Origin of the sequence: Brachybacterium vulturis, assembly GCF_002407185.1 — a bacterium.
GTDB classification, from domain to species: Bacteria; Actinomycetota; Actinomycetes; order Actinomycetales; family Dermabacteraceae; genus Brachybacterium; species Brachybacterium vulturis.
The window spans coordinates 2,713,371-2,737,222 of record NZ_CP023563.1 but is presented as its reverse complement, the minus strand read 5'-3'; the positions used below and the strand labels follow the sequence as shown (position 1 = coordinate 2,737,222).

Here is a 23,852-nt window from a genome sequence, read left to right as displayed (position 1 = left end):
GACCGTAGATGGCCACTGATTACGACGCCCCGCGCAAGAACGACGACGACTCGAACGATGACTCCATCGAGGAGCTGAAGGGTCGGCGGAGCGAGGCCGCCACCCCCACCGTCGACGAGGACGAGGCCGAGGCCGCGGACTCCTACGAGCTCCCGGGGGCCGACCTCTCCGGCGAGGAGCTCTCGGTGCGGGTGCTGCCCCGCCAGGCGGACGAGTTCACCTGTGCCAGCTGCTTCCTCGTCAAGCACCGCAGCCAGATCGACCACGTCGAGGGCACGCTCATCATCTGCAAGGAGTGCGCGGCGGCCTGATCCTCGGCTCGCTGGCGGAGGACGGTCATCGCGCGGCACCGTCACAGCGCAGCACAGCGGCACCGCACCCGAAGGGGGCGGTGCCGCTGTGCATGTCGCTGAGGAGGGCGCCGGCGTCAGCGGCTCCCGCCCTCCCGCAGCGTCTGCGCCGTGCGCAGGGCCAGGGCGAGATCGTCCGGGCGGCGGGTGGAGGCGACCCAGGCCGTAGCGGGGTCCTCGTCGTCGAGCACCTCGATGCGCAGCCCGGTGCGCGTCCAGCCGCGCACGCAGTGGTGCGCCAGGGGCTCGAAGTCCTGTCCGATGGTCCGCGCCCACTCCTGACCACGCAGCACCACCGGGACGCCGAGCAGCTCCACCTCGATCCGGGCACGGCCCAGACGGAACCGGCCCTCGGTGACCTCGAGCACCGGCGAGTACAGCACGACCAGGAGGAGCGCCACGATGATCGCGACCGCCGAGACCACGATCGCGACCGTGAGGTTCACCGGCACCAGGATCAGGCCCAGTGCCCCGCCCACGAGCACGGCGGTGATCCACAGCCCCGGTCCCGGCAGCAGGCGCTCGTGGAACAGCGGGGCATCCTGGGCGGCGGGGAGGTCGCTCCCCGCGGGGGTCGGGGATGCGGGCTCGGCGGTGTGATCGGCTGCTGCGGGCATGCAGTCATGGTCTCACGCACCGTCTGAGGATCTGCTCGGTCGGCCCGCTGCCCGCGAAGCTCCGCGGCGGCTGGATGCACCCGTTCGCAGACGACATACTCTGGGGCCATGCCTGTCGACCACGCTGACACCCTGCCAGAGGCCGCCCAGCCCGCTTCCGCCCCCGAGCCGCCCGCACTGCGGATCCGTCGCCGCGAGGCGGTGCCCATGCCGCACCGCGCCCACCCCGACGACGCCGGACTGGATCTGGCCAGCGCCGAGGAGCTCGTGATCCCCGCCGGGGGGCGGGCGCTGGTGGACACGGGCCTCGCCCTCGCACTGCCGGCCGGGACCGTGGGGATGGTGTGCCCCCGCTCGGGCCTCGCCGCCCGTCACGGCATCACGGTGCTGAACGGCCCCGGTATCGTGGACGCCGGCTACCGGGGCCCGCTCAAGGTCGCCCTGCACAACACCGATCCGTCGGAGCCCTTCGCCCTGCATGTCGGGGACCGCATCGCCCAGCTGGTGGTGGTGCCGTTCCTCGCCCCGCGCCTGGACGAGGTCGAGGATCTGGACCAGACCGCCCGGGCCGGTGCCGGCTTCGGCTCCAGCGGCGGTTTCGGTGGGGGCGGCGCCCCCACCGGAGCCCACGAGACCAGGAAGGGATGACCATGGGACTGTTCTCAGGCAGGAAGCGGAACCGGACCGAGGAGGCCGACGCGACCGCTCACCGCGATCAGCGCCGGCCCGACGAGTTCGCGGAGTCCGCCGAACCCGCAGAATCCGCAGAATCCGACGAACCCGCCGAGCGCGCCGAGGAGCACCGGGAGCAGGACGACGCCGCGCCCCAGCAGGCCGCCGCGGACCGGCCGGAGGCCGAGGTCGACCAGGCGCCCCGCGGTGAGCATCTCGAGGACGGCCCCTACGACGAGGCCGACGCCCCGGAGGAGGACCGCATCGACCTCGGCGGGCTGCAGGTCCCCACCATCGACGGCATGGAGCTGCGGATGGAGGTCGATCAGCGCAGCGGCGCGGTCACCGGCGCGAATCTCGTCCTGGGAGGCTCCTCGCTGCAGGTCCAGGCGTTCGCGGCCCCGAAGTCACGCGGTCTGTGGGAGGACGTGCGCCAGTCGCTGCGCGACTCCGTGGTCACGCAGGGCGGCACCGCGGAGACGCGCACCGGGGCATTCGGCACCGAGCTGATCACCCGGCTGCCGGTCAAGCGGGCCGACGGACGCACCGGCTACCGTCCGGCACGATTCATCGGCGTCGACGGCAGTCGCTGGTTCCTCCGGGCGATCCTCACCGGCAAGGCGCTCGGCGACCCCGAGCAGTCGCGCCGTTTCGAGACCCTGGTCTCACGCCTGGTCGTGGTGCGCGGCACCGGGGCGATGGCCCCCCAGGAGCTGATCCCGCTGCACCTTCCCGGAGAGCGTCCCGGTCTGGACCAGATCCGCTCCGGACCGCTGGACCCGCTGGCCCGCGGTCCCGAGATCACCCAGATCGGATGAGCCCCGCCACGGAGGACCCGGTCCCCTCGCGGCAGCTGCCGTCGCAGGAATCGCCCTCCTCGCCGCCGCCGCACTCCTCGCCGGACCCTGCTCCGAGCGGCGACGAGGAGCGGCGCAGCGGACTGGGCGCAGTCCTCCAGGAGGAGGAGTTCTCGGTCGCCGCCGCCATCGGCGGGCCGCGCGGCATCATCGAATCGGCGCTGCCCACGCTCCTGTTCGTCGTGCTCTTCGTCTCCACCCGCTCGGTGATGATCGCCGCCGTCGCCGCGACCGCGGCGGTGGCGGTGCTGCTGATCGCCCGCATCGTCCAGCGCCAGAGCATCAGCACCGTCCTCGGCGGCCTGATCGCCGCCGCGCTCGGCGCCGTGCTCGCGATCCGTTCCGGCGAGGGCTCGGACTTCTACTGGCCCGGCATCGTCACCAACGCGGTCGCGCTGCTGGTGCTGCTGACCTCGCTGGCCCTCCGCCGCCCTCTGGTGGGGCTGATGGTGGGCCTGCTGGACCCGCGGGTGAAGGACTGGGTCGAGGATCCCGACGCCCGGCGCGTCTACACGCGCGCGACGCTGCTGTTCGTGCTGCTGTACGCCGCGAAGCTCGCCGTCCAGCTGCCCCTGCTGCTGACCGGCCAGGTGGCGGCGCTCGGCGCCGCGAAGATCGCGATGGGGCTGCCGGCCTTCGTCATCGTCGCCTATCTGGTCTGGCTCATGCACCGCGGCCTGCTGGCCCGCCGCGACCGCGGCTGATCACCGGGGCGCGCACGTCGGCGAGCGTCGGAGCGCTGCGTGTCCGAGGACGGTCCACCCGATGAGACAATGGGGACGAGGGTCCTGTGAGCAGGTATCTGCTGTCGGTCCCACCATCCGTACGAGCAGCCACGGTCCGCGTCGTCCCCGACCCGGACGGGAAGAGAGTGTCCGATGAGCCCGGATGCCGACCGCATGCCGAGTGACGCCGCCCTCGGCGATCGCCTCCTCACTCTCACCGTCGGCCCTCCCGCTGCCGGTGGCACCTTCGTGGCCCGCCACGAGGGCCGTGTGGTGTTCGTGCGCGGCACCACGCCGGGGGAGACCGTCACCGCCCGCCTGCTCGAGGATCCCCGCGAGAAGCGCGATGCCCGCTTCTGGCGGGCCGAGGCGCTGGACGTGCTCGAGGCCGGGGTGGACCGGGTCCCCTCGGTCTGGGAGGAGGCCGGGGTCGACGGCGTCGGCGGCGCGGAGTGGGCTCATATCGCCCTGCCGGCGCAGCGCCGGATCGCCAGCGAGGTCCTGCAGGAGCTGCTGCGCCGGGCCGGCGTGACCAGCTACCCGATCGAGCAGGTGCAGGTCGAGCCCGCACCCCACGATGCCGACGGCCTGGCCTGGCGCACCCGCGTCCGCTACGCCGTCGATGCCGAGGGACGGGTCGGCATGCGCGGCTGGCGCTCCCATGCCGTGCGGCCGGTGGGCGAGGATCCGCTCTCCGCCCAGAGCATCCGCGAGCTGCGCCTGGGGGAGTGGACGGCCCCCACGGGCACCGAGGCGATCGACGCCGTGGCCCCCTCCGCCGGTCCCGCCTCGGTGGTGCTGATCGGTCGGGAGCTGGACCCCGATGCCGTGCGGATCCCGGAGACCTGGGGCGATGCGGACGTCGCGGTGCGCACGGCTCGGGAGCTGGTCCTGCTGCGCGGTGACGGCACCGTGCACGAACGCGTGGGCGAGCGGATGTTCACCGTCGGCGCCACCGGCTTCTGGCAGTCGCACCGGCGTGCCGCCGAGCTGCTCTCCGACGTGGTCGAGACGACTCTGCGCGCCCCCCACGGAGGCAGCGCCTGGGATCTCTACGGCGGCGTGGGGCTCTTCGGTGCGGTGGCCGCTGAGCAGGTGGGTCCGGACGGCTCGGTGGTCACGGTCGAGGGGAACCGCCGCGCCTCCCAGCTCGCTGCCGAGAACCTCGAGCACCTGCCGCAGGCCTCCACGGCCACCGCGGACGTCACGGACTGGGTCCGCGCCCGGCGCGGAGGCGTCGACGTGGTCGTGCTGGACCCGCCCCGCAACGGCGCCGGCACCGAGCTGATGGGTCTGCTCGCCCGGGCGGTGCGGCAGCGGATCGTGTACGTCTCCTGCGAGCCGTCCACCCTTGCCCGCGATCTGGCCGCGATCGAGAAGCAGGGCTGGCAGATCGCCGACCTGCGCGCCTTCGACCTCTTCCCGCACACCCACCACATCGAGTCCGTCGCGGTGCTCGAGCGCACGGCGGGCTGACGCCCACGCCGCACCGGCGGCAGCTGACAGCCTGTCAGGACACGGCGGCGCCTCGTGGTATTATTTATCTTGACTTCAAGATAACAGTCGGGGTCCGCCCGACCGACCCTCCCACGACCTGCACGGGCACCCGTCCGCGGCGAGGTGGGCGTTCGCCTGCTTCCCGCGACGGACGCGCCTACGATGGAGGGGTCACCTCAACCCAAAGGAGTTCGCCTGATGAGCACTGTCGACTCATTCGCCGCGAAACAGGATCTCACCGTCGGCGGGACCGACTACGAGATCTACGCGCTCGACGCCGTGGAGGGCGCCGACAAGCTTCCCTACAGCCTGAAGATCCTGCTCGAGAACCTGCTGCGCACCGAGGACGGTGCGAACATCACCGCCGATCACGTGCGTGCGCTGGCGGGCTGGGACCCCGAGGCCGATCCGTCGGTCGAGATCCAGTTCACCCCCGGCCGCGTGATCATGCAGGACTTCACCGGCGTGCCCTGCGTCGTCGACCTGGCCACCATGCGTGAGGCGATGCAGGATCTCGGCGGCGATCCGGAGAAGATCAATCCGCTGGCCCCCGCCGAGATGGTCATCGACCACTCCGTGATGATCGACGTGGCCGGCCGCCTGGACGCGCTCGAGAAGAACATGGAGCTCGAGTACGAGCGCAATCGCGAGCGCTACCAGTTCCTGCGCTGGGGTCAGACCGCCTTCGACGACTTCAAGGTCGTCCCCCCGGGCACCGGCATCGTCCACCAGGTCAACATCGAGTACCTGGCCCGCACGGTCATGACCCGTGAGGTCCCGAACAGCACGGGGGACGGGTCCGTGCTGCGCGCCTACCCCGACTCCTGCGTCGGCACCGACTCCCACACCACCATGGTCAACGGCCTGGGCGTGCTGGGCTGGGGCGTCGGCGGCATCGAGGCCGAGGCCGCGATGCTCGGGCAGCCGGTCTCCATGCTGATCCCGCGCGTGGTCGGCTTCAAGCTCACCGGCGAGATCCCTCCGGCCGCGACCGCCACCGACGTGGTGCTCACCATCACCGAGATGCTGCGCGACCACGGCGCGGTGGGCAAGTTCGTCGAGTTCTACGGCGAGGGCGTCACCCAGGTGCCGCTGGCCAACCGTGCGACCATCGGCAACATGAGCCCCGAGTTCGGCTCCACCTGCGCGATCTTCCCGATCGATGAGGTGACGGTCGACTACATGCGACTGACCGGCCGCTCCGAGGAGCAGCTCGCGCTGGTCGAGTCCTACGCGAAGCGCCAGGGCCTGTGGCACGATCCGTCGAAGGAGCCCGTGTACTCGGAGTACCTGGAGCTGGACCTGTCCACCGTGGTGCCCTCGATCGCCGGCCCGAAGCGTCCCCAGGACCGCATCGTGCTGACCAAGGCCAAGGAGTCCTTCCGCGAGGTGCTGCCGTCCTACGCGGCCCACCACGAGGCCTCCGGGAACGGCGGGGACACCGCCGGCACCTTCCCGGCCTCCGACCCGGCGAGCCAGGGCTCGGACAACGACTCCGGCGGCTCCGCCCCCGAGCACCAGCACGTGGCCGGCCGGGCCTCGAACCCGGTCCGGGTCAAGGGCGAGGACTTCTCGATCGACCACGGCATCGTCTCGATCGCCTCGATCACCTCCTGCACCAACACCTCGAACCCGTCGGTGATGATGGCCGCCGGCCTGCTCGCGCAGAACGCGGTGGACCGCGGCCTGGTCGCCAAGCCCTGGGTGAAGACCTCCATGGCCCCGGGCTCCCAGGTGGTCACGAACTACTACACCAAGGCCGGCCTCTGGCCCGCGCTGGAGTCGCTCGGCTTCCATCTGGTGGGCTACGGCTGCACCACCTGCATCGGCAACTCCGGACCACTGGACCCGGAGATCTCCGAGGCCATCGCCGAGAAGGACCTCGCCGTCACCGCCGTGCTCTCGGGCAACCGGAACTTCGAGGGCCGCATCAACCCCGACGTGAAGATGAACTACCTGGCCTCCCCGCCGCTGGTCATCGCCTACGCCCTCGCGGGCACGATGGACTTCGACTTCGAGAACGACTCCCTGGGCACGGACAAGGACGGCAACGAGGTCTACCTCCGCGACCTGTGGCCGAGCCCGACCGAGGTCGAGAAGGTCATCGCGGAGTCCATCTCCCAGGAGATGTTCACCGAGGACTACCAGGACGTCTTCACCGGCGATGACCGCTGGCGAGCGCTGCCGACCCCCGAGGGCGCGACCTTCGAGTGGGACTCCGAGTCCACCTACGTGCGCAAGCCCCCGTACTTCGAGGGCATGGGCGCGACGCCGGACCCGCTCACGGACGTCTCCGGTGCGCGCGTGCTGGTCAAGGTCGGCGACTCGACCACCACCGACCACATCTCGCCCGCCGGCGCGATCAAGCTGGACTCCCCGGCCGGTCGCTACCTGCAGGAGCACGGGGTCGCCCGCAAGGACTTCAACTCCTACGGCTCGCGCCGCGGCAACCACGAGATCATGATCCGCGGCACCTTCGCCAACATCCGCATCAGGAACCAGCTGCTCGACGGCGTCGAGGGCGGATACACGAAGAACTTCCTGACCGGTGAGCAGGAGTTCATCTACGACGCGGCCCAGGCCTACGCCGCGCAGGACATCCCGCTGGTGGTCCTGGCCGGCAAGGAGTACGGCACCGGGTCCTCCCGCGACTGGGCGGCCAAGGGCACCAAGCTCCTCGGCGTCGAGGTCGTCATCGCCGAGAGCTTCGAGCGCATCCACCGCTCGAACCTGATCGGCATGGGCGTGCTGCCCCTGCAGTACCCCGCGGGCGAGAGCGCCGAGTCGCTGGGCCTGGACGGCACCGAGACCTTCTCGGTCTCCGGTGTGACCGCGATGAACGAGGGCTCGGTCCCGAAGACCGTCAAGGTCGTCGCCGAGAAGCAGGACGGCAGCTCCGCCGAGTTCGACGCGGTGGTCCGCATCGACACCCCCGGTGAGGCGGAGTACTTCCGCAACGGCGGCATCCTGCAGTACGTGCTGCGCTCGCTCGTCGCCGCCGCCTGAGCGACGCACGCGGCGTACGACGCCCCGGCCCAGTGGGCCGGGGCGTCGTCGCGTCCGGGGCCGGGAGGGACGCCCGGGCCCGCTCCCGTGCACCGATGCGCGGCCTCTCTGCACCCTGATGCAGACCTCGGTGATGACCCGTGAACCCTCGGTGAAGATATGCACAGATGTGACCATGTCGCACGTCGTGACAGGTCAGGACCACGTAACCTGGGCCTGTTCCGGCCCCGTCCCCGAGGGAGGTCCACGCGTGTCCACCACTGAGCAGCGTCCCGTCGCCCCGTCCTGCGGGCCCGCCGCGGTGACGCCGTCGATCCCGGCACCGGTATCGGCCGAGGTGCCGATCCCCGCGGATCCGGGCGCGCTGCGGGCACTGTCCGCCGGGCAGCTGCCCGGGCTCGCGCGCACCGTGCGCCGGCGTCTGGTGGAGATCTGCTCGCGCAGCGGCGGGCACCTGGGCCCCAACCTCGGCGTCGTCGAGCTGACGATCGCCCTGCATCGCGAGTTCCGCTCCCCGGCCGAGCCGATCGTCTTCGACACCGGTCATCAGGCCTATGTGCACAAGATGCTCACCGGCCGCGCCGAGCTGGACGGGCTCCGCACCGCGGGCGGCACCGCCGGGTATCCGGACCGCAGCGAATCCGTCCACGATCTGGTGGAGAACTCGCACGCCTCGGGGTCGATCGCCTGGGCCCACGGACTGGACCGCGCCCATCGGCTCGCCGGGGACGGCGGGAGCGCCGTCGCGGTCATCGGGGACGGCGCCCTCACCGGCGGGGTGGGGCTGGAGGCCCTCAACGTGCTGGCGGCCGATCGCGGATCCCGCACCGTGGTGGTGCTCAACGACAACATGCGCTCCTACGCTCCGACCGTCGGCGGCATCGCCGACCATCTCGCAGCGCTGCGCGGAGGGCGGGTCCGGGCCGGGGAGGACATGTTCACCGCCCTCGGGCTCACCTACGTCGGACCGGTCGACGGTCATGATCTCGAGGCCCTCGCCGAGGCTCTGGTCTCGGCGCGCCGTGCCGCCGAGGACCCGAGGAGCGCCGGGGTGCTCGTCCACGTCCTGACCCGCAAGGGTGCCGGTTTCGCCCGCGCCGAGGCCGATGCCGTGGACCACTGGCACGCCACCGGCCCCTTCCCGCTCGAGGAGCAGCCGGCCGCGAGCACCCCGACTGCCACCTGGACTGCGAGGCTCGGGGCCGCGGTGCTCGCTGCGGCCCGCGCCGACGAGCGCGTGATCGCGCTCAGCGCCGCGATGGTCCACCCCGTGGGCCTCACCCCGATGCAGCAGGAGATGCCGGGGCGCGTGCTCGACGTCGGCATCGCCGAGCAGCTCGCCCTGGACACCGCCGCCGGACTCTCCGCAGGCGGCCGCAGGCCGGTCGTCTCCCTCTACGCGACCTTCCTGAATCGGGCGCTCGACCAGCTCCTGCTCGACGTCGCCCTGCATGGCGAGGACGTCACGATCACCCTGGACCGGGCAGGCATCACCGGGGACGACGGCCCCAGCCATCACGGCATCTGGGACCTCGCACTCGCCACGACGGTGCCCGGGCTCTCGCTGTGGGCACCGCGGGACGCCGTCCGGCTCGACGCCGCGGTCCCCGCCGCGCTGGCGACCTCCGGTCCGTCCCTGGTGCGCTTCCCCAAGGGCGCCTGCCCGCCGGAGCTGCCCGCCCTGGCACGCCTGCCCGCCGGGGAGATGCTGGCCGGGGATCCGGAGGCCCCGGTGGACATCCTGCTGGTCTCGATCGGCGCTCTCGCGCCGCGTGCCGTCGAGGCCGCCGCCGACCTCGCAGGCGGCCATGGCGAGCTCAATGTCCTCGTGCTCGACCCGGTCCGCGCTCTGCCGCTGGGCGAGGAGCTCCTGGAGCTGGCCTCCTCCGCCCGGGCGGTCGTCACCCTCGAGGACGGTCTCACGGAGCGCGGGATCGGTGCCGCGCTCGGCACCCGTCTGGCCCGCCGTGCCACGCTCGCGGCCCCCGGCCCGGTGCTGCGCACCCTCGGCATCGACGCGGAGTTCATCCCGCACGGCAAGCGCGAGGCGATCCTCGCGGCGCAGGGACTGGACGCCTCCGGCATCGCCGCGAGCCTGCGCGGCCTGCTGCAGGGTTCCTGACGGGGGACCGGCGCGCGCTCCCGGAACGTTCCCAGCGGTCGGAGCCGCCGGGGGACCGGATCAGCCCTGGGAGCTGCGGGGCGCGGGATCATCCGCCCGGGCGGTGAGGACGATCGGGGCGCCGTCGGTGACCTGCAGCGTGTGCTCGGCGTGGGCGCCCCGGGAGCCGTCGGCGGAGAGCTGGGTCCAGCCGTCGCGCTCATCGACGCGCAGTGCGGACGTGGTCGGCACCAGGAACGGCTCGACCGTGATCAGCTGACCGGCGATCAGCTCGGCCCCACCTCCGGGAGTGCCGTGGTTGGGCACGAACGGCGCCTCATGCATGGTGCGCCCCACGCCGTGGCCGCCGAAGCGGTCGTTGATCAGGTAGCCCAGCGCATGCGCCCGGTTCGTCACCGCATGGCCGATGTCGCCCACCGTGTTCCCGGCCCGCACCTGATCGATGCCGGCCCACATCACCTGCTCGGTGTCCCGGATCAGCTGCAGGTCCTCCGCGCGGGGCGTGCCGACGGTGATCGAGAGGCAGGAGTCGGCGACCCAGCCCTCGACGGCGACCGCGAAGTCGAGGGAGAGCAGGTCGCCGTCGGCCAGCACCCGGTCGTAGGGCCGGCCGTGCAGGACGCCGTCGTTCAGCGAGGTGCAGATGACGTGCCCGAAGGGGGAGGCCCCGAACACCGGGTGGTAGTCGAGGTAGCAGCTGGTCGCCCCGGCCTCGCGGATCAGTCGATGCGCCTCCGCATCGACCTCGAGCAGGTTCCAGCCCACGTCCACCACCTCGCGCAGGTGGGAGAGCGTCGAGGCGACGAACTCGCCCGCCGGGCGTGCCTGGGCCAGGGTGGGCAGCTCCTGCGTGGAGCTGCGGCGGCGTCGGCCGAGGATCATCGTGCCTCCGTGGAGTCGTGGGCGAGGGGCGCGTCGCCGTGGTCCGGGTCGGCACCGGTGTCGGCCTCCTGCCAGGTGACCAGCCGGGCTCCCACCCACGCGATGCTCGCGGCGAACAGCGCCGCCCCGATCATGTGGAGGAATACCACCAGCTCGGGCAGACCGAGGTAGTACTGGATGTAGCCGATCACGCCCTGCGCGAGCGTGAGCACCACCAGCCACCAGGCGGCGACGACCGCCTCGCGACGGGCGCGGGCGCGGTGCAGGACCAGCAGCAGCACGGCGAGCAGCGCGCAGAACGCGTAGACCGCGAGCGCATGCATGCGGGCGGCGATCATCGGGTTCAGGGCGATCCGGGTGACGTCCCCGGAATCTCCGGAGTGCGGCCCGGTGCCGGTGACGATGGTGCCCAGCACCAGGACCACGAATCCGACCACGGCCAGCGGCACGAACACGCCCATCGCCCGGGCGGGGACCGCCAGACGCATCCGGCCGTCACCGTCGTACAGCCGCACCAGCAGCACCATCGAGACGGCGCCGAGCAGCGGGGAGATCAGGAAGTGCGGGCTCACCAGCCCGGGGTGCAGGTCGAGCCAGACCACGAAAGCGCCGATCATCGCCTGCAGAGCGGTGCCGATCAGCGGCACCCAGGCCAGGCGCCGGAAGCCGAGGCCCTTATGCCTCAGCCAGCGCCAGGTCACCAGCAGCAGCGCGATCGCGAAGACGCTCAGCACCCCCGTCAGCATCCGGTTCCCGAACTCCACGAAGGGGTGGATGCCGGAGGCCATCGTCAGCTCCGGCGTGAACTGGCCGGGCTTGCAGTTCGGCCAGGTGGAGCAGCCCAGACCGCTGGCCGTCAGCCGCACCGCCGCGCCGGAGAGGATGATGCCGATCTGGCTGAGGAGGTTGCCCCAGAACACGACGGCGGCCAGTCGGGCCCGACGCCGCGGTCCCCAGGACGTCAGTCGGCGGTCGGGCAGCGTGGTGACGCGGCCGTGTCGCTCGGGCAGACGCGTCGTGGTGTGGGTGGGGCGGGACATGCCTCGAGTCTAGATTCACCGGCCGGGAATTCGCTGGGCCGTGTGGACCGATGCGACGGATGCCGCACCGCTGCCGGGAGGTGCAGCTCAGCTGTCCGTCCACCGGAACCAGCGCACCACGGCGAGGACACCGGCGACGGCCCAGGCGAGCAGCACCAGAGCGGAGCCGGGGGAGAAGGGGCCGGAGGCCAGGCAGGCCCGCAGCAGCTCTCCCAGGGCACCCGAGGGCAGCAGATCCACCAGACCGGCCAGGATCCGCGGGTAGGACGAGGTGGGGAAGGCGACGCCGCCGACGGCGACCAGCAGCACGAACACCAGGTTGGAGACCGCCAGCACCGCCTCGGTGCGCAGGGTGCCGGCCACCAGCAGACCCAGTGCGCCGAAGGCGACGGTCCCCGCCAGCCATACCGGCAGTGCGCCGAGGAGGCCCAGGAGGTCCGGGCGCCAGCCGATCAGCAGTGCGATGACGCCGAGGACGAGCACCTGGAGCACATGGGTGGCGAGGGTGGCCAGGATCTTGCCGGCGAGATAGCCGCCGCGGCCCAGCGGCGTCGTCGCCACCCAGCGCAGCACGCCGTTGCGCCGGTCGAAGCCGGTGATGATCGCCTGCGAGGTGAAGGAGGTGGAGATCAGCGCGGTGGCGAAGGTCGCCGCGACCGCGGTGTCGATCGCGGGGACGCCGTCGAGGCGCCCCAGCGGGAGCAGCCACAGTCCGATCAGCACCATCGCCGGCAGGGCGATGGCGACGGTCAGCTGCTCCCCGTTGGACAGCAGGATCCGGGCCTCCAGGTTCGCATGGGCGAGGATGCGACGCAGCGGCGGGGCGGGGCGCGGGGTGCGCTCGGCGCGGTCGGGGGAGGCGGGCTCGCGCAGGACGGTCATCGGGGGTCCTCCTCGGCCGGGGCGGCGGCTGCGGCGGTCCGGGTCGCGGTCGGCGCCGCCTCCGGGTGATCCGCATCCATCAGGTCCAGCAGCACGGTCTCGAGATCGGCCGCGCCGCCGGAGGTGATCTCCAGCCGTGCGCCGTGCCGGGCGGCGGCGGCGCGGAGATCGGCCTCGAGCGCGGGGACCGTCTCGGGGTCCACGCCCGAGGCGGTGGCCTGCACCACCACCGCACCGTCGGCCGAGCGATGCTCGCTGATCACCTCCTGGACGGAGCCGGAGGCGAGCACCCGGCCGCGGGAGATGACGCGGACCGCATCGGCCAGCCCCACCACGTCGTCCATCAGATGAGTGGTGAGGATCACGGCGGTGCCGGTGCGGGCGAGCCCACGGATCAGCTCCCGCACCCGTCGTCGGATGGAGGGATCCATCCCGGCGGTGGGCTCGTCGAGGAACACCAGATCGGGGCGTCCGATGATCGCCAGCGCCAGCGCCAGGCGCTGGCGCTGGCCCCCCGAGAGGCGCCGCACCAGAGTGCGGGCGAAGTCGTCGATCCCCAGATGCGCGGCGACCTCGGCGACGTCCAGCGGCGCGGCGTGCAGGCTCGCGCCGTAGCGCAGCAGCTGCATCGCGGAGGCCCCGGAGGTGAGACCGCCGTCCTGGACCATCACCCCCACCCGTGCCCGGTGCTCGGGGCTCGAGCGCCACGGATCGGTGCCGAGCACCCGCACCGATCCGGCATCGGGGTGCAGCAGGCCGGTGGCGCAGGAGATGGCGGTGGTCTTGCCGGCGCCGTTGGGGCCCAGCAGCGCCGTGACGGCGCCGCGCTCGGCGGTCAGGCTCAGCCCGTCCAGCGCACGCACGGAGCCGTAGCTGAGCGTGAGGTCGTGGGCGACGAGGGCGGGGGAGTGGTCTTCCATGGCGCGCCCATCGTAGGCCGCGAAGGAGGCAGGGGGCACCGGACCCTCAGCGGCCGCTCACGTGCAGCGGCGTGTGTGCGGGATCGACCACCTCGGCGGCGAGCGGTGCCTGCGGCGCGGTGCCGTCCGGCCCCCAGGTCTCGGTCCGGAAGCGGTCGCGGTCATGAGCCTCCAGCAGCGGGGTCGGATCCGGCCCCAGCGGCACCACCTGCGTGGGATTGAGGTCCTCGTGCACGTAGTAGTAGTGGCGCTTGATCTGCGCGAAGTCGACGGTGTCGCCGAAACCCGGGGTGGTGAACAGGTCCCTGGTGTAGTTCCACAGGTTCGGCATGCTCGCCAGCGTCTGCCGATTGGCCTTGAAATGACCGTGGTAGACGGGGTCGAAGCGGATCAGGGTGGGGAACAGCCTCACATCGGCCTCGGTGATCCTCGGCCCCATCAGGTAGCGGCTGCGCCCCAGTCGCTCCTCGAGCTCGTCCAGCGCCTCCCACAGTGCGGTGAACTCCTTCTCGTACACCTCCTGCGAGCCTGCGAAGCCGACCTTGTACACGCCGTTGTTGACGCGGTGGAGCATCCACCTGTTCAGGGCATCGATCTCCGCACGCTGCGCGGCGGGGTAGAGGTCCGGGGCACCCTCGCGGTGGTGCGCGGTCCACTGGGTGGCGAAGTCGAGGGTGATCTGCTGGAAGTCGTTGGTGACCACGGCCTTCGTGGGGACATCGACGACTGCCGGCACCGTGATCCCGCGCGGGTAGTCGGGGAACCGGGCGAAGTACGCCTCCTGGAGGCGCTCGTGACCCAGCACGGGATCCACACCGCCCTCGTCGAGGTCGAACGTCCAGGAGCGCTGGTCATGGGTGGGGCCGGGCATGCCCACCGACAGCGCCTCCTCCAGTCCCAGCAGTCGGCGGGAGATCAGGGTGCGGTGCGCCCAGGGGCAGGCGCGCGCGGCGATCAGGCGGTAGCGGCCGGCCTCGACCGGCCAGCCGCCTCCGCCCTCGCGCGTGATGCGGTCGTCGATGTAGTTCATGTCGCGGTCGAAGGACGCGCCCGTGACATAGGCGCCCCGGGTGGAGTGCTCCTCGGTGGGAGCGGCCGGCTGCGGATTCTCGGTGGTCATCTGAGGTCCCTTGGGATCGACGAGGAGGACGCCCCCACAGTAGTTGAAAGCGGTATTAGAGGGAAGCGGGGGTCGCCCCGACTCCGTCCGACGCATCGACCCGAGGGGAAGATCCGCAGGTTAGGGCACCCTTGGTGCTGTGCCACACAGTGGACGGGTCGTATTTGGCAAGCCTGATGTTGTAAAATGAAAGACGTCGAGGGATGGGAGGAGGCCACCGTGAGCACATCGGAGTCCGCGCCGGGCGTCGCGCAGACCACGCGCGACCGTCTCGTGCAGGACATCTCCACGTACGGCCCGATCACGGCACGGCAGCTCGCCGAGCGCTTCGACCTCACCAGCGCTGCGGTGCGGCGGCATCTCGCGGCGCTCGAGGCCGACGGGGTCATCGCCGAGCACGAGATGCCCGCCAGCCCGCGCGGCCGCGGTCGCCCGAGCAAGTCGTTCGTCCTCTCGCAGTCCGCGCACGAGAACCTGCCCGGCGGGTACGACGAGATGGCGGTGATGGCGGTCGACGAGCTCGCCCGGATCGGCGGCGAGGAGGCGGTGACCGCTCTGGCGGAGCGCCGCATCGCCGACTGGGAGAGCACCGTCGCCGAGATGGTCGCGCAGCGGGAGGCGGCAGGAGAGACCGTCACGCCCGTGCGCAAGCTGGAGCTGCTCTCGGCACTGCTCACCGAGCGGGGGTACGCCACCACCGTGCGCCCCCTGCACGTGCCGCTGCCGGCCCGGGGCGCGCACTCCGGCGCTGCGGCGCGTACGCTCGTGACGGCCCAGCTGTGCCACGGGCACTGCCCGGTCCTCGACGTCGCGGCAGATCATCCAGAGCTGTGCGAGGCCGAGACCAGGGCCATCTCCCGGCTCATCGGAGCGCCCGTCCAACGCCTCGCCACCCTGGCGCAGGGCGCCCATGCCTGCACGACACACATTCCACTCACAGAGGGAAGGACACCATGACGAGCGCACCAGAAAAGCTCTCGCAGGACGAGATCATCGATTCGATGGGCCAGTACGCCTTCGGCTGGCACGACGAGGACTCTGCCGGTGCCAATGCGCGCCGCGGACTGTCCGAGGACGTCGTGCGGGACATCTCGGCCCGCAAGAGCGAGCCCGAATGGATGCTCGAGCGCCGGCTGAAGGCGCTCCGGCTCTTCGACAAGAAGCCGATGCCCACCTGGGGACCGGACCTGTCGGGGATCGCCTTCGACGACATCAAGTACTTCGTCCGCTCCACCGAGAAGCAGGTCACCTCCTGGGAGGACCTGCCTGCGGACATCAAGGAGACCTACGACCGCCTGGGCATCCCCGAGGCGGAGAAGCAGCGTCTCGTCGCCGGCGTCGCCGCGCAGTACGAGTCCGAGGTCGTCTACCACCAGATCCGCGAGGACCTGGAGCAGCAGGGCGTCATCTTCCTGGACACCGATACCGCGCTCAAGGAGCACCCGGAGCTGTTCAAGGAGTACTTCGGCACCGTCATCCCCTCGGGTGACAACAAGTTCTCCGCCCTGAACACCGCCGTGTGGTCCGGCGGCTCCTTCGTGTACGTCCCCAAGGGCGTCCACGTCGAGATCCCGCTGCAGGCCTACTTCCGGATCAACACGGAGAACATGGGCCAGTTCGAGCGCACGCTGATCATCGCCGACGAGGGCTCCTACGTGCACTACGTCGAGGGCTGCACCGCCCCGATCTACGATTCGGACTCGCTGCACAGCGCGGTCGTCGAGATCGTGGTGAAGAAGGACGCCCGCGTCCGCTACACGACGATCCAGAACTGGTCGAACAACGTGTACAACCTGGTCACCAAGCGCACCACCGTCGAGCAGGGCGGCGTCATGGAGTGGGTCGACGGCAACATCGGCTCCAAGGTCACCATGAAGTACCCGGCGGTCTGGCTGATGGGCGAGCACGCCCGCGGCGAGACCCTCTCGGTCGCCTTCGCCGGCGAGGGCCAGAACCAGGACACCGGCTCGAAGATGGTGCACATGGCACCGCACACCTCGAGCTCGATCGTCTCGAAGTCGGTCTCGCGCAGCGGCGGGCGCAGCTCCTACCGCGGGCTGGTCCAGGTGATGCCGGGTGCCGAGCACTCGGCCTCGACCGTGCTGTGCGATGCGCTGCTGGTGGACACCATCTCGCGCACCGACACCTACCCCTACGTCGACGTCCGCGTCGACGACGTCCAGATGGGCCACGAGGCCACCGTCTCCAAGGTCTCCGAGGAGCAGCTCTTCTACCTGATGAGCCGCGGCATGGAGGAGACCGAGGCGATGGCCATGATCGTGCGCGGGTTCATCGAGCCCATCGCGCGCGAGCTCCCGATGGAGTACGCCCTGGAGCTGAACCGCCTGATCGAGCTGCAGATGGAAGGAGCAGTCGGTTGATGACGACCACCGATGTGAAGGGCGCGGAGAGCGCCGGAGACCCCACGGCCAATGAGGCCGTCGGCCACGCGGCCGGTGCCGCGCCGGTCGCCGCCGGAGGCGCCCTCGAGGGCACGGACACCGTCGCGGCGCCCGAACTGGAGGAGGAGAACCTGACCCTGCCGGGCCAGGACGTCTCCGCAGCCCACGCCGCGTCGAACCGCGGAGCCCGCAAGCGCTCCTTCGAGGTCTCCGACCACGAGGTCCCCAAGAGCGATATCGAGGAGTGGCGCTTCACCCCGCTGCGCCGCTTCGCGGCACTGTTCCGGGACGAGGCGACCGACGACCGCGAGGGCGACCCCGCGGTGGACTACCGGGTCACGGTGCCCGAAGGGGCTCCCGAGGCCGGCACGCTGGCGCCCGGTCAGGCCCCGCGCGGCACCGTGCTGGTGCCCGAGGACCTCGCCACCGCGGTGGCCTCGGCCCGCAGCGAGCAGGCGCTGCACCTGGTCGCCGCGAAGAACGTCGCCTACGACGCGCCGTTCCGGGTGGACATGATCGGCCGCGGCGCCGATCGTCGTGCCAACGCGCACATCGTGCTCGAGGCGCAGGAGTCCTCCTCGGCGACGTTCATCCTCAATCACTCCGGCGCCGCGCAGTATGCGCAGAACGTCGAGATGATCGTCGGTGACAACGCACAGATGACCGTCATCACCCTGCACGACTGGGACGACGACGCCGTGCACATCGCCACCCACCATTCCCGCGTGGGTCGCGACGCCCGCCTCAAGCACGTCGCGGTCACCCTCGGCGGCAGCGCCGTGCGCCTGAACTCCATCGGCGAGTACGCGGCACCCGGCGGCGAGATCGAGAAGCTGGGCCTGTACTTCTCCGACGAGAACCAGTTCTTCGAGAACCGGCTGTTCGTGGACCACAGCGCGCCGAACTGCGTCTCCAACGTCGCCTACAAGGGTGCGCTGCAGGGCAAGAACGCCCGCTCGGTGTGGGTCGGCGACGTGCTGATCCGCAAGGAGGCCGAGGGCACCAACACCTACGAGCTCAACCGCAACCTGGTGCTCACCGAAGGGGCGCGCGCCGACTCGGTGCCGAACCTCGAGATCGAGACCGGTGAGATCGAGGGAGCGGGCCACGCCGCGGCGACGGGTCGTTTCGACGACGAGCAGCTGTTCTACCTGCGTGCCCGCGGCATCCCCGAGATCGAGGCCCGTCGTCTGGTGGTGCGCGGCTTCTTCGCCGAGATCATCCAGCAGATCGACGTGCCGGAGATCCGTGAGCGCCTGTCCGCCTCCATCGAGGACGAGCTCGCACGGAGCATGAACTGATGTCGGACGCCTTCGTCCCCGTCGCCGCCCTGGCGGACCTCGCCCCCGGCGAGGCCATCGACGTCGTCATCGGCGACCTCGAGATCGCCGTGGTGCGCGACGAGGACGGCGGCGTCCACGCCCTCGAGGACATCTGCTCGCACGACGAGATCGCGCTGAGCGACGGCGACGTCGAGGGATGCACCATCGAATGCTGGAAGCACGGCAGCCAGTTCGACCTGGTCACAGGTCGCCCGCTGCAGCTGCCGGCCGTCCTTCCCGTGCGGGTGTTCCCCGTGCGCATCGACGAGAGCAGCGGCGCGATCCTGGTGGATCCGACCGCGGCTCCCGCCACCTGAACACTTCGGGCACCGCCTGCGGCGCCCATCCGTCGTCACGAATCCACCAGCACCACTGGTCAAGGAGAACCACTTATGTCGATTCTGGAGATCAAGAACCTCCACGCCACCGTCGAGACCCCCGAGGGCACCAAGGAGATCCTCAAGGGCGTCGACCTCACGATCAGGGCGGGCGAGACCCACGCGATCATGGGCCCCAACGGCTCCGGCAAGTCCACCCTCGCCTACGCGATCGCCGGGCATCCCAAGTACCAGATCACCGACGGCGAGGTCACCCTCGACGGTGAGGACGTGCTCGAGATGAGTGTCGACGAGCGCGCCCGCGCCGGGCTGTTCCTCGCGATGCAGTACCCCGTCGAGGTCCCCGGCGTCACCGTCTCGAACTTCCTGCGCACCGCCAAGACCGCGGTCGACGGCGAGGCCCCCTCGCTGCGCACCTGGGTCAAGGACGTCAAGGGCGCCATGGACGACCTGAAGATGGATCCCGTCTTCGCCGAGCGCAATGTCAACGAGGGCTTCTCCGGCGGTGAGAAGAAGCGCCACGAGATCCTGCAGATGCAGCTGCTGAGGCCCGGCATCGCCGTTCTCGACGAGACCGATTCCGGCCTCGACGTCGACGCGCTGCGCGTGGTCTCCGAGGGCATCAACCGCGCCAAGGAGAACACCGAGGTGGGCATCATGCTGATCACCCACTACACCAGGGTCCTGCAGTACGTGAAGCCGGACTTCGTCCACGTCTTCGTGGCCGGCAGGATCGCCGAGCAGGGCGGCCCCGAGCTGGCCGAGCGCCTCGAGGCCGAGGGCTACGACCGGTTCCTCGTCGGCGCCTGACGCCACCGGCCGGCCCGGGCCGGGAGCGATCCCGGACCGGGCCGGCACCCACCCCTCGGGGAGCCGCCCCGCGGCCCCCATCCCATCGGGAGGATCCCATGACCGATCAGAAGTCCCCGGATGCGACGGTGAGCTCCGATGACGTCATCGAGGCGATGAAGGACGTGATCGATCCCGAGCTCGGGATCAACGTCGTCGACCTCGGTCTCGTCTACGGCGTCACCATCGAGGACGGCCACGCCGTCGTCGACATGACGCTGACCTCCGCCGCGTGCCCGCTCACGGACGTGCTCGAGGAGCAGACCTTCGCCGTGCTCGACCCCATCACCGAGTCGCACCGCATCAACTGGGTGTGGATGCCGCCGTGGGGCATGGAGAAGATCACCGAGGACGGCCGCGAGCAGCTGCGCGCGATCGGCTTCAACCTCTGACTCGCTGAGCCGACGGCGAGCCCCGGCCGGCGCCCGCCCGGACGGGCGGAGATGCCCCTGCAGGACGCATGCGAGAACTCGCGTGGGTCTGGCAGGGGCATCTCTCTGCTCCCGTGCCCGGGCAGGGGCCGTTCCCCCGCCGGGTGCCGGGCGGACCAGCTGTGGTGCGCGGCACCGTGGGCGGGTATTCGCAGGCTCCTGGGGCGGTGCGGCCCTAGACTCGGTCCGGCCCCGCGCGGAGCCGGGTCCGGGATCGGGCGGCCCGCGCACGGTCCCGCAGTCATCGTCCGAACAGGAGCCAGCCCGTGATCACCGTGCACGACCTCGCCATCCGAGTCGGCGCCCGGCTCCTGATGAGCGACCTCTCCTTCCAGATCACCTCCGGGGATCGGGTGGGACTGGTGGGGCGCAACGGCGCCGGCAAGACCACCCTGACCAAGGTGCTCTCGGGAACCCTGGACCCCTCCGAGGGCAGCGTCGAGGTCACCGGGGAGCTCGGCTACCTGCCGCAGGACACCCATAGCGGGGAGGACACCGAGCCGGTCCTGGCCCGCATCCTCTCCGCCCGCGGCCTCGACGGGATCTTCAAGAAGCTGCGTCGCGCCGAGCAGGAGATGGGGGACATGAGCCTCTCGGAGGCGCGTCGCGAGAAGGCGATGAACCGCTACCCGCGGATCGAGGCGGAGCTCGACGCGGCCGGCGGCTACGCGGCCGAGGCCGAGGCGAAGCGGATGTCCGCGAACCTGGGCCTGCCCAACCGCCTGCTCGAGCAGGAGCTGGGCACGCTCTCCGGCGGCCAGCGCCGCCGCGTGGAGCTCGCGCGGATCCTGTTCTCCCAGGCCGCCACCATGATCCTGGACGAGCCCACGAACCACCTCGACCACGACTCGATCGTCTGGCTGCGCGAGTACCTGATGGGCTACCGCGGCGGACTGATCATCATCAGCCACGACGTGGAACTGGTCGAGCACGTCGTCAACAAGGTGTTCTACCTCGACGCGAACCGCGCCTCGATCGACATCTACAACATGGGCTGGAAGCTGTACCAGCGCCAGCGCGAGGACGACGAGAAGCGCCGCAGGCGCGAGCGCTCCAATGCCGAGAAGAAGGCGACCCAGCTCACCGCCCAGGCCGAGAAGATGCGCGCCAAGGCCACCAAGGCCGTCGCCGCCCAGAACATGCTCAAGCGTGCCGAGCGGATGCTCGACGGCGTCGAGGGGGAGCGGCAGAAGGACCGCGTCGCCTCGCTGCGCTTCCCCAAGCCCGCCCCCTGCGGGAAGACCCCGCTGATGGCCGAGGACCTCTCGAAGTCCTACGGGAGCCTGGAGATCTTCACCGGGGTGGATCTGGCGATCGACCGCGGCTCGAAGGTGGTCATCCTGGGGTTGAACGGCGCGGGCAAGACGACGCTGCTGCGGATCCTCGCCGGCGTGGACGAGTCGGACACCGGCGGCCTGCTGCCCGGGCACGGCCTGCGGGTCGGCTACTACGCCCAGGAGCACGAGACCCTCGATCTGGACCGCACGGTGCTGGAGAACATGATGACGGCGGCCTACGAGCTGCCGGAGGTCGAGGCCCGCAAGATCCTCGGCTCCTTCCTGTTCACCGGGGACGACGTCCACAAGCCCACCCGTGTGCTCTCCGGCGGCGAGAAGACCCGCCTGGCCCTGGCGACGCTGGTGGTCTCGAGCGCGAACGTGCTGCTGCTGGACGAGCCGACGAACAACCTCGACCCCGCCAGCCGCGAGGAGATCCTCGGCGCCCTCGCCGCCTTCGAGGGGGCCGTGGTGCTGGTCTCCCACGACCCGGGGGCCGTCGCCTCGCTCTCCCCCGAGCGCGTGCTGATGATGCCGGACGCGGTCGAGGACCTCTGGAACGCCGAGTACCAGGAGCTCATCGAGCTCGCCTGAGCCCGACCCCGCGCCACCGACACAGGTCCACAGATCAGCGTTTGCACGCTGTATCGTAGGAGACGACCGGCAATCGCTGTGAAAGGTGCCGCATGTTCGTCCTCTCCCTCTCCGGCCGGCCCGGCCACGGCCGCAGCGTCGGCGATCCCGTCCCGGCGCTGCTCGAGGCGCTCGCGGACCTCGAGCTGCCGCTCGCTCCCGAGCGCACCGCCGGCCCCGAGGCGCTGGTGCTGGCAGACCGTGCGGAGGAGGCGCTGGAGGCCCTGCTGCGGGCCGCGGAGGTCGGGTCCCTGGCCGTCGGCCTCGGCGTGGGCGCCGTGCGGCGGCCGCTGCCCGCCTCGGTGCGCGAGATCGCCGGCCCCGCAGTGGCGGCCGCCGAGGAGGCCCTCCGCACCGCCGGCACCACCTCCCAGGTGCCGCTCGCGGTCCGCGCCGCCGACGCCCGCCACCAGGACACCGCCGCCGACGTGGAGTCCGTGCTGCGGCTGGTGGGCTGGATGATCCGAGCCCGCAGCCGCGGACAGTGGGAGGCGGTCCGGGCGCTGCGCCACGAACCCGGCGCGACCCAGGCCCGGCTCGCCGAGCGCCTCGGCGTCACCCAGCAGACGGTCTCCCGCGCGGTGAAGACCAGCGGGTGGCGCGAGGAGAGCGCCGCCCACCCGCTCGCCGTGCGCCTGCTGAGCATGATCGACCTCACGTCCGCCCGCTGAGCTCCGCGCAGACCGAGGATGCAGGGCTCCTGGGCGCTATCCTGGGTCCGCCACGACGACAACCGAGGAGACCCATGGCGACGACGAACGATCTGAAGAACGGGATGGTCCTGGTGCTGGACCAGCAGCTCTGGAGCGTGGTCGAGTTCCAGCACGTCAAGCCCGGCAAGGGACCGGCCTTCGTGCGCACGAAGCTGAAGAACGTCCTGTCCGGCAAGGGTGTGGACAAGACCTTCAACGCCGGCCTCAAGGTGGAGACCGCCACCGTGGACCGACGCGACATGCAGTTCTCCTACCTCGACACCGACATGTACGTGTTCATGGACACCTCGAACTGGGAGCAGACCAGCCTCACCGCGGAGATCGTCGGTGGCGCCAAGGACTTCATGGTCGAGGGCCAGGACGTGGTGGTCGCCTTCCACGAGGGCCAGGCGCTGTTCGTCGAGCTGCCCACGTCCGTGGTGCTGGCCATCGAGTTCACCGAGCCGGGCCTGCAGGGCGATCGCTCCAGCGGCGGCACCAAGCCCGCCCGTCTGGAGACCGGCCTCGAGGTCCAGGTCCCGCTGTTCCTCAACGAGGGCGACCAGGTCAAGGTCGATACCCGCAGCGGCGACTACCTCGAGCGCGTCAAGTGAGCTCAGGCTCACCCGCCGCGGACGCCGGCGGCACCGGGGAGCGTCCCGCCCCCCGGGCCACCGGCCTGCCCCACCCCACCCGCGAGGGTGCGGAGGTGGAGTTCGAGCGCACCGTCCCGGCCCCCGCGGACCGTCTCCACGGACGCTCCCGGGACCGGATCCGCGCTATCGACGTCCTCTTCGAGGCCGACGCCAAGCGGGCGCAGGTCCTGGACGTGCTCCAGGAGCGTCTGCGGCGCACCGCCGCCCAGACCCCGCTGCCGCAGCGCGCCCGCGAGCTGGTCGAGCTCTACGCGCCGCACGCCGCCGACATCGACGAGGACCTGGCCACGCACTCGCGCGACTGGCCGTTGCACCGCATGCCGGCGGTGGACCGCGCGATCCTGCGCCTGGGCTGCGCCGAGCTGCTGTACGGCGAGGACGCGGCGGGACGCGGCGCCATCCTCGGCGAGTACACGAAGATCGCCGAGGTGCTCTCCACCGACGACTCCCCGCGCTTCGTCAACGGGCTGCTGCAGCGGCTCGTCGAGGTCCGCGGCCTGCTCTCCTGAGCACGGCCGTGTCCGAGGGGCGGGCGGCCGCGGCCGCCATCACCCCGGCCGAG

The 23,852-nt window shown here is 71.2% G+C and carries 23 protein-coding genes; 17 read left to right on the top strand and 6 right to left on the bottom strand.

Features of this window, described 5'->3' with window-relative positions:
• The first annotated feature begins 8 nt into the window (after positions 1–8).
• The gene (locus CFK38_RS12310; RefSeq protein ID WP_096803336.1) at positions 9–311 is read left to right on the top strand and encodes a DUF4193 domain-containing protein; all 303 of its coding nucleotides are present in this window, start codon (positions 9–11) and stop codon (positions 309–311) included.
• Positions 312–427: 116 nt separating this feature from the next.
• Here the strand turns inward: CFK38_RS12310 and CFK38_RS12305 are convergent, their stop codons facing one another.
• Entirely contained in the window at positions 428–967 is a 540-nt protein-coding gene (locus CFK38_RS12305; protein WP_096803335.1) for a DUF3093 domain-containing protein, read from the bottom strand.
• A gap of 108 nt (positions 968–1,075) precedes the next feature.
• On the opposite strand from CFK38_RS12305, the gene dut reads away from it, so the two are divergent.
• From dut to CFK38_RS12275, 6 genes are all read left to right on the top strand, one after another.
• The gene (dut, locus tag CFK38_RS12300) at positions 1,076–1,615 is read left to right on the top strand and encodes a dUTP diphosphatase (protein ID WP_096803334.1); all 540 of its coding nucleotides are present in this window, start codon (positions 1,076–1,078) and stop codon (positions 1,613–1,615) included.
• A gap of 2 nt (positions 1,616–1,617) precedes the next feature.
• The gene (locus CFK38_RS12295; protein WP_096803333.1) at positions 1,618–2,457 is read left to right on the top strand and encodes a DUF3710 domain-containing protein; all 840 of its coding nucleotides are present in this window, start codon (positions 1,618–1,620) and stop codon (positions 2,455–2,457) included.
• Positions 2,454–3,200, top strand: coding sequence for a DUF3159 domain-containing protein (locus CFK38_RS12290; RefSeq protein WP_096803332.1), 747 nt, complete (start codon positions 2,454–2,456; stop codon positions 3,198–3,200). The genes CFK38_RS12295 and CFK38_RS12290 overlap by 4 nt, the downstream gene beginning before the upstream one ends.
• Before the next feature lie 174 nt (positions 3,201–3,374).
• Complete coding sequence (locus tag CFK38_RS12285; RefSeq protein WP_096803331.1) at positions 3,375–4,697, top strand: class I SAM-dependent RNA methyltransferase; 1,323 nt, start codon at positions 3,375–3,377, stop codon at positions 4,695–4,697.
• A gap of 219 nt (positions 4,698–4,916) precedes the next feature.
• A complete protein-coding gene (gene acnA / locus CFK38_RS12280; RefSeq protein WP_096803330.1) occupies positions 4,917–7,724 on the top strand; it encodes an aconitate hydratase AcnA in 2,808 nt (935 codons plus the stop codon).
• A gap of 250 nt (positions 7,725–7,974) precedes the next feature.
• Positions 7,975–9,846, top strand: coding sequence for a 1-deoxy-D-xylulose-5-phosphate synthase (locus CFK38_RS12275; protein WP_245851027.1), 1,872 nt, complete (start codon positions 7,975–7,977; stop codon positions 9,844–9,846).
• A gap of 60 nt (positions 9,847–9,906) precedes the next feature.
• Here the strand turns inward: CFK38_RS12275 and map are convergent, their stop codons facing one another.
• The 5 genes from map to CFK38_RS12250 all read right to left on the bottom strand — a co-directional run bounded on the left by map (position 9,907) and on the right by CFK38_RS12250 (position 14,690).
• A complete protein-coding gene (map, locus tag CFK38_RS12270; protein ID WP_096803329.1) occupies positions 9,907–10,728 on the bottom strand; it encodes a type I methionyl aminopeptidase in 822 nt (273 codons plus the stop codon).
• Positions 10,725–11,768: a COX15/CtaA family protein gene (locus CFK38_RS12265; protein ID WP_172895794.1), complete on the bottom strand. Its 1,044-nt coding sequence runs from the start codon at positions 11,766–11,768 to the stop codon at positions 10,725–10,727. The genes map and CFK38_RS12265 overlap by 4 nt, the downstream gene beginning before the upstream one ends.
• Before the next feature lie 87 nt (positions 11,769–11,855).
• Positions 11,856–12,650 carry an ABC transporter permease gene (locus tag CFK38_RS12260; RefSeq protein WP_096803328.1) on the bottom strand — a complete coding sequence of 265 codons (795 nt, stop codon included), beginning with the start codon at positions 12,648–12,650 and terminating at the stop codon, positions 11,856–11,858.
• On the bottom strand, positions 12,647–13,570 hold the full coding sequence (locus CFK38_RS12255) for an ABC transporter ATP-binding protein (protein WP_245851025.1): 924 nt from the start codon (positions 13,568–13,570) through the stop codon (positions 12,647–12,649). Before CFK38_RS12255 ends, CFK38_RS12260 begins: the two co-directional genes overlap by 4 nt.
• Positions 13,571–13,616: 46 nt before the next feature.
• Positions 13,617–14,690 (bottom strand): glutathione S-transferase family protein, encoded by a 1,074-nt coding sequence (locus tag CFK38_RS12250; protein ID WP_096803327.1) that lies wholly within the window; start codon positions 14,688–14,690, stop codon positions 13,617–13,619.
• A gap of 219 nt (positions 14,691–14,909) precedes the next feature.
• Between CFK38_RS12250 and CFK38_RS12245 the strand changes: the two genes are divergently transcribed.
• The 10 genes from CFK38_RS12245 to nusB all read left to right on the top strand — a co-directional run bounded on the left by CFK38_RS12245 (position 14,910) and on the right by nusB (position 23,799).
• A complete protein-coding gene (locus tag CFK38_RS12245; RefSeq protein WP_096804342.1) occupies positions 14,910–15,647 on the top strand; it encodes a helix-turn-helix transcriptional regulator in 738 nt (245 codons plus the stop codon).
• Positions 15,644–17,071 (top strand): Fe-S cluster assembly protein SufB, encoded by a 1,428-nt coding sequence (gene sufB / locus CFK38_RS12240; RefSeq protein WP_096803326.1) that lies wholly within the window; start codon positions 15,644–15,646, stop codon positions 17,069–17,071. The genes CFK38_RS12245 and sufB overlap by 4 nt, the downstream gene beginning before the upstream one ends.
• Entirely contained in the window at positions 17,071–18,393 is a 1,323-nt protein-coding gene (gene sufD / locus CFK38_RS12235) for a Fe-S cluster assembly protein SufD (protein ID WP_096803325.1), read from the top strand. The genes sufB and sufD overlap by 1 nt, the downstream gene beginning before the upstream one ends.
• On the top strand, positions 18,393–18,731 hold the full coding sequence (locus CFK38_RS12230; protein ID WP_096803324.1) for a non-heme iron oxygenase ferredoxin subunit: 339 nt from the start codon (positions 18,393–18,395) through the stop codon (positions 18,729–18,731). The genes sufD and CFK38_RS12230 overlap by 1 nt, the downstream gene beginning before the upstream one ends.
• A gap of 75 nt (positions 18,732–18,806) precedes the next feature.
• Positions 18,807–19,562 (top strand): Fe-S cluster assembly ATPase SufC, encoded by a 756-nt coding sequence (gene sufC, locus CFK38_RS12225; RefSeq protein ID WP_096803323.1) that lies wholly within the window; start codon positions 18,807–18,809, stop codon positions 19,560–19,562.
• 98 nt (positions 19,563–19,660) lie between these two features.
• Complete coding sequence (locus CFK38_RS12220) at positions 19,661–19,993, top strand: metal-sulfur cluster assembly factor (protein ID WP_096803322.1); 333 nt, start codon at positions 19,661–19,663, stop codon at positions 19,991–19,993.
• Between the two features lie 305 nt (positions 19,994–20,298).
• Complete coding sequence (locus CFK38_RS12215) at positions 20,299–21,903, top strand: ABC-F family ATP-binding cassette domain-containing protein (protein ID WP_096803321.1); 1,605 nt, start codon at positions 20,299–20,301, stop codon at positions 21,901–21,903.
• 92 nt (positions 21,904–21,995) lie between these two features.
• Entirely contained in the window at positions 21,996–22,613 is a 618-nt protein-coding gene (locus CFK38_RS12210) for a MarR family transcriptional regulator (protein ID WP_096803320.1), read from the top strand.
• A gap of 74 nt (positions 22,614–22,687) precedes the next feature.
• On the top strand, positions 22,688–23,248 hold the full coding sequence (gene efp, locus CFK38_RS12205; RefSeq protein ID WP_096803319.1) for an elongation factor P: 561 nt from the start codon (positions 22,688–22,690) through the stop codon (positions 23,246–23,248).
• Positions 23,245–23,799, top strand: a complete 555-nt coding sequence (gene nusB / locus CFK38_RS12200; protein WP_096803318.1) for a transcription antitermination factor NusB — start codon at positions 23,245–23,247, stop codon at positions 23,797–23,799. The genes efp and nusB overlap by 4 nt, the downstream gene beginning before the upstream one ends.
• Positions 23,800–23,852 lie beyond the last annotated feature (53 nt).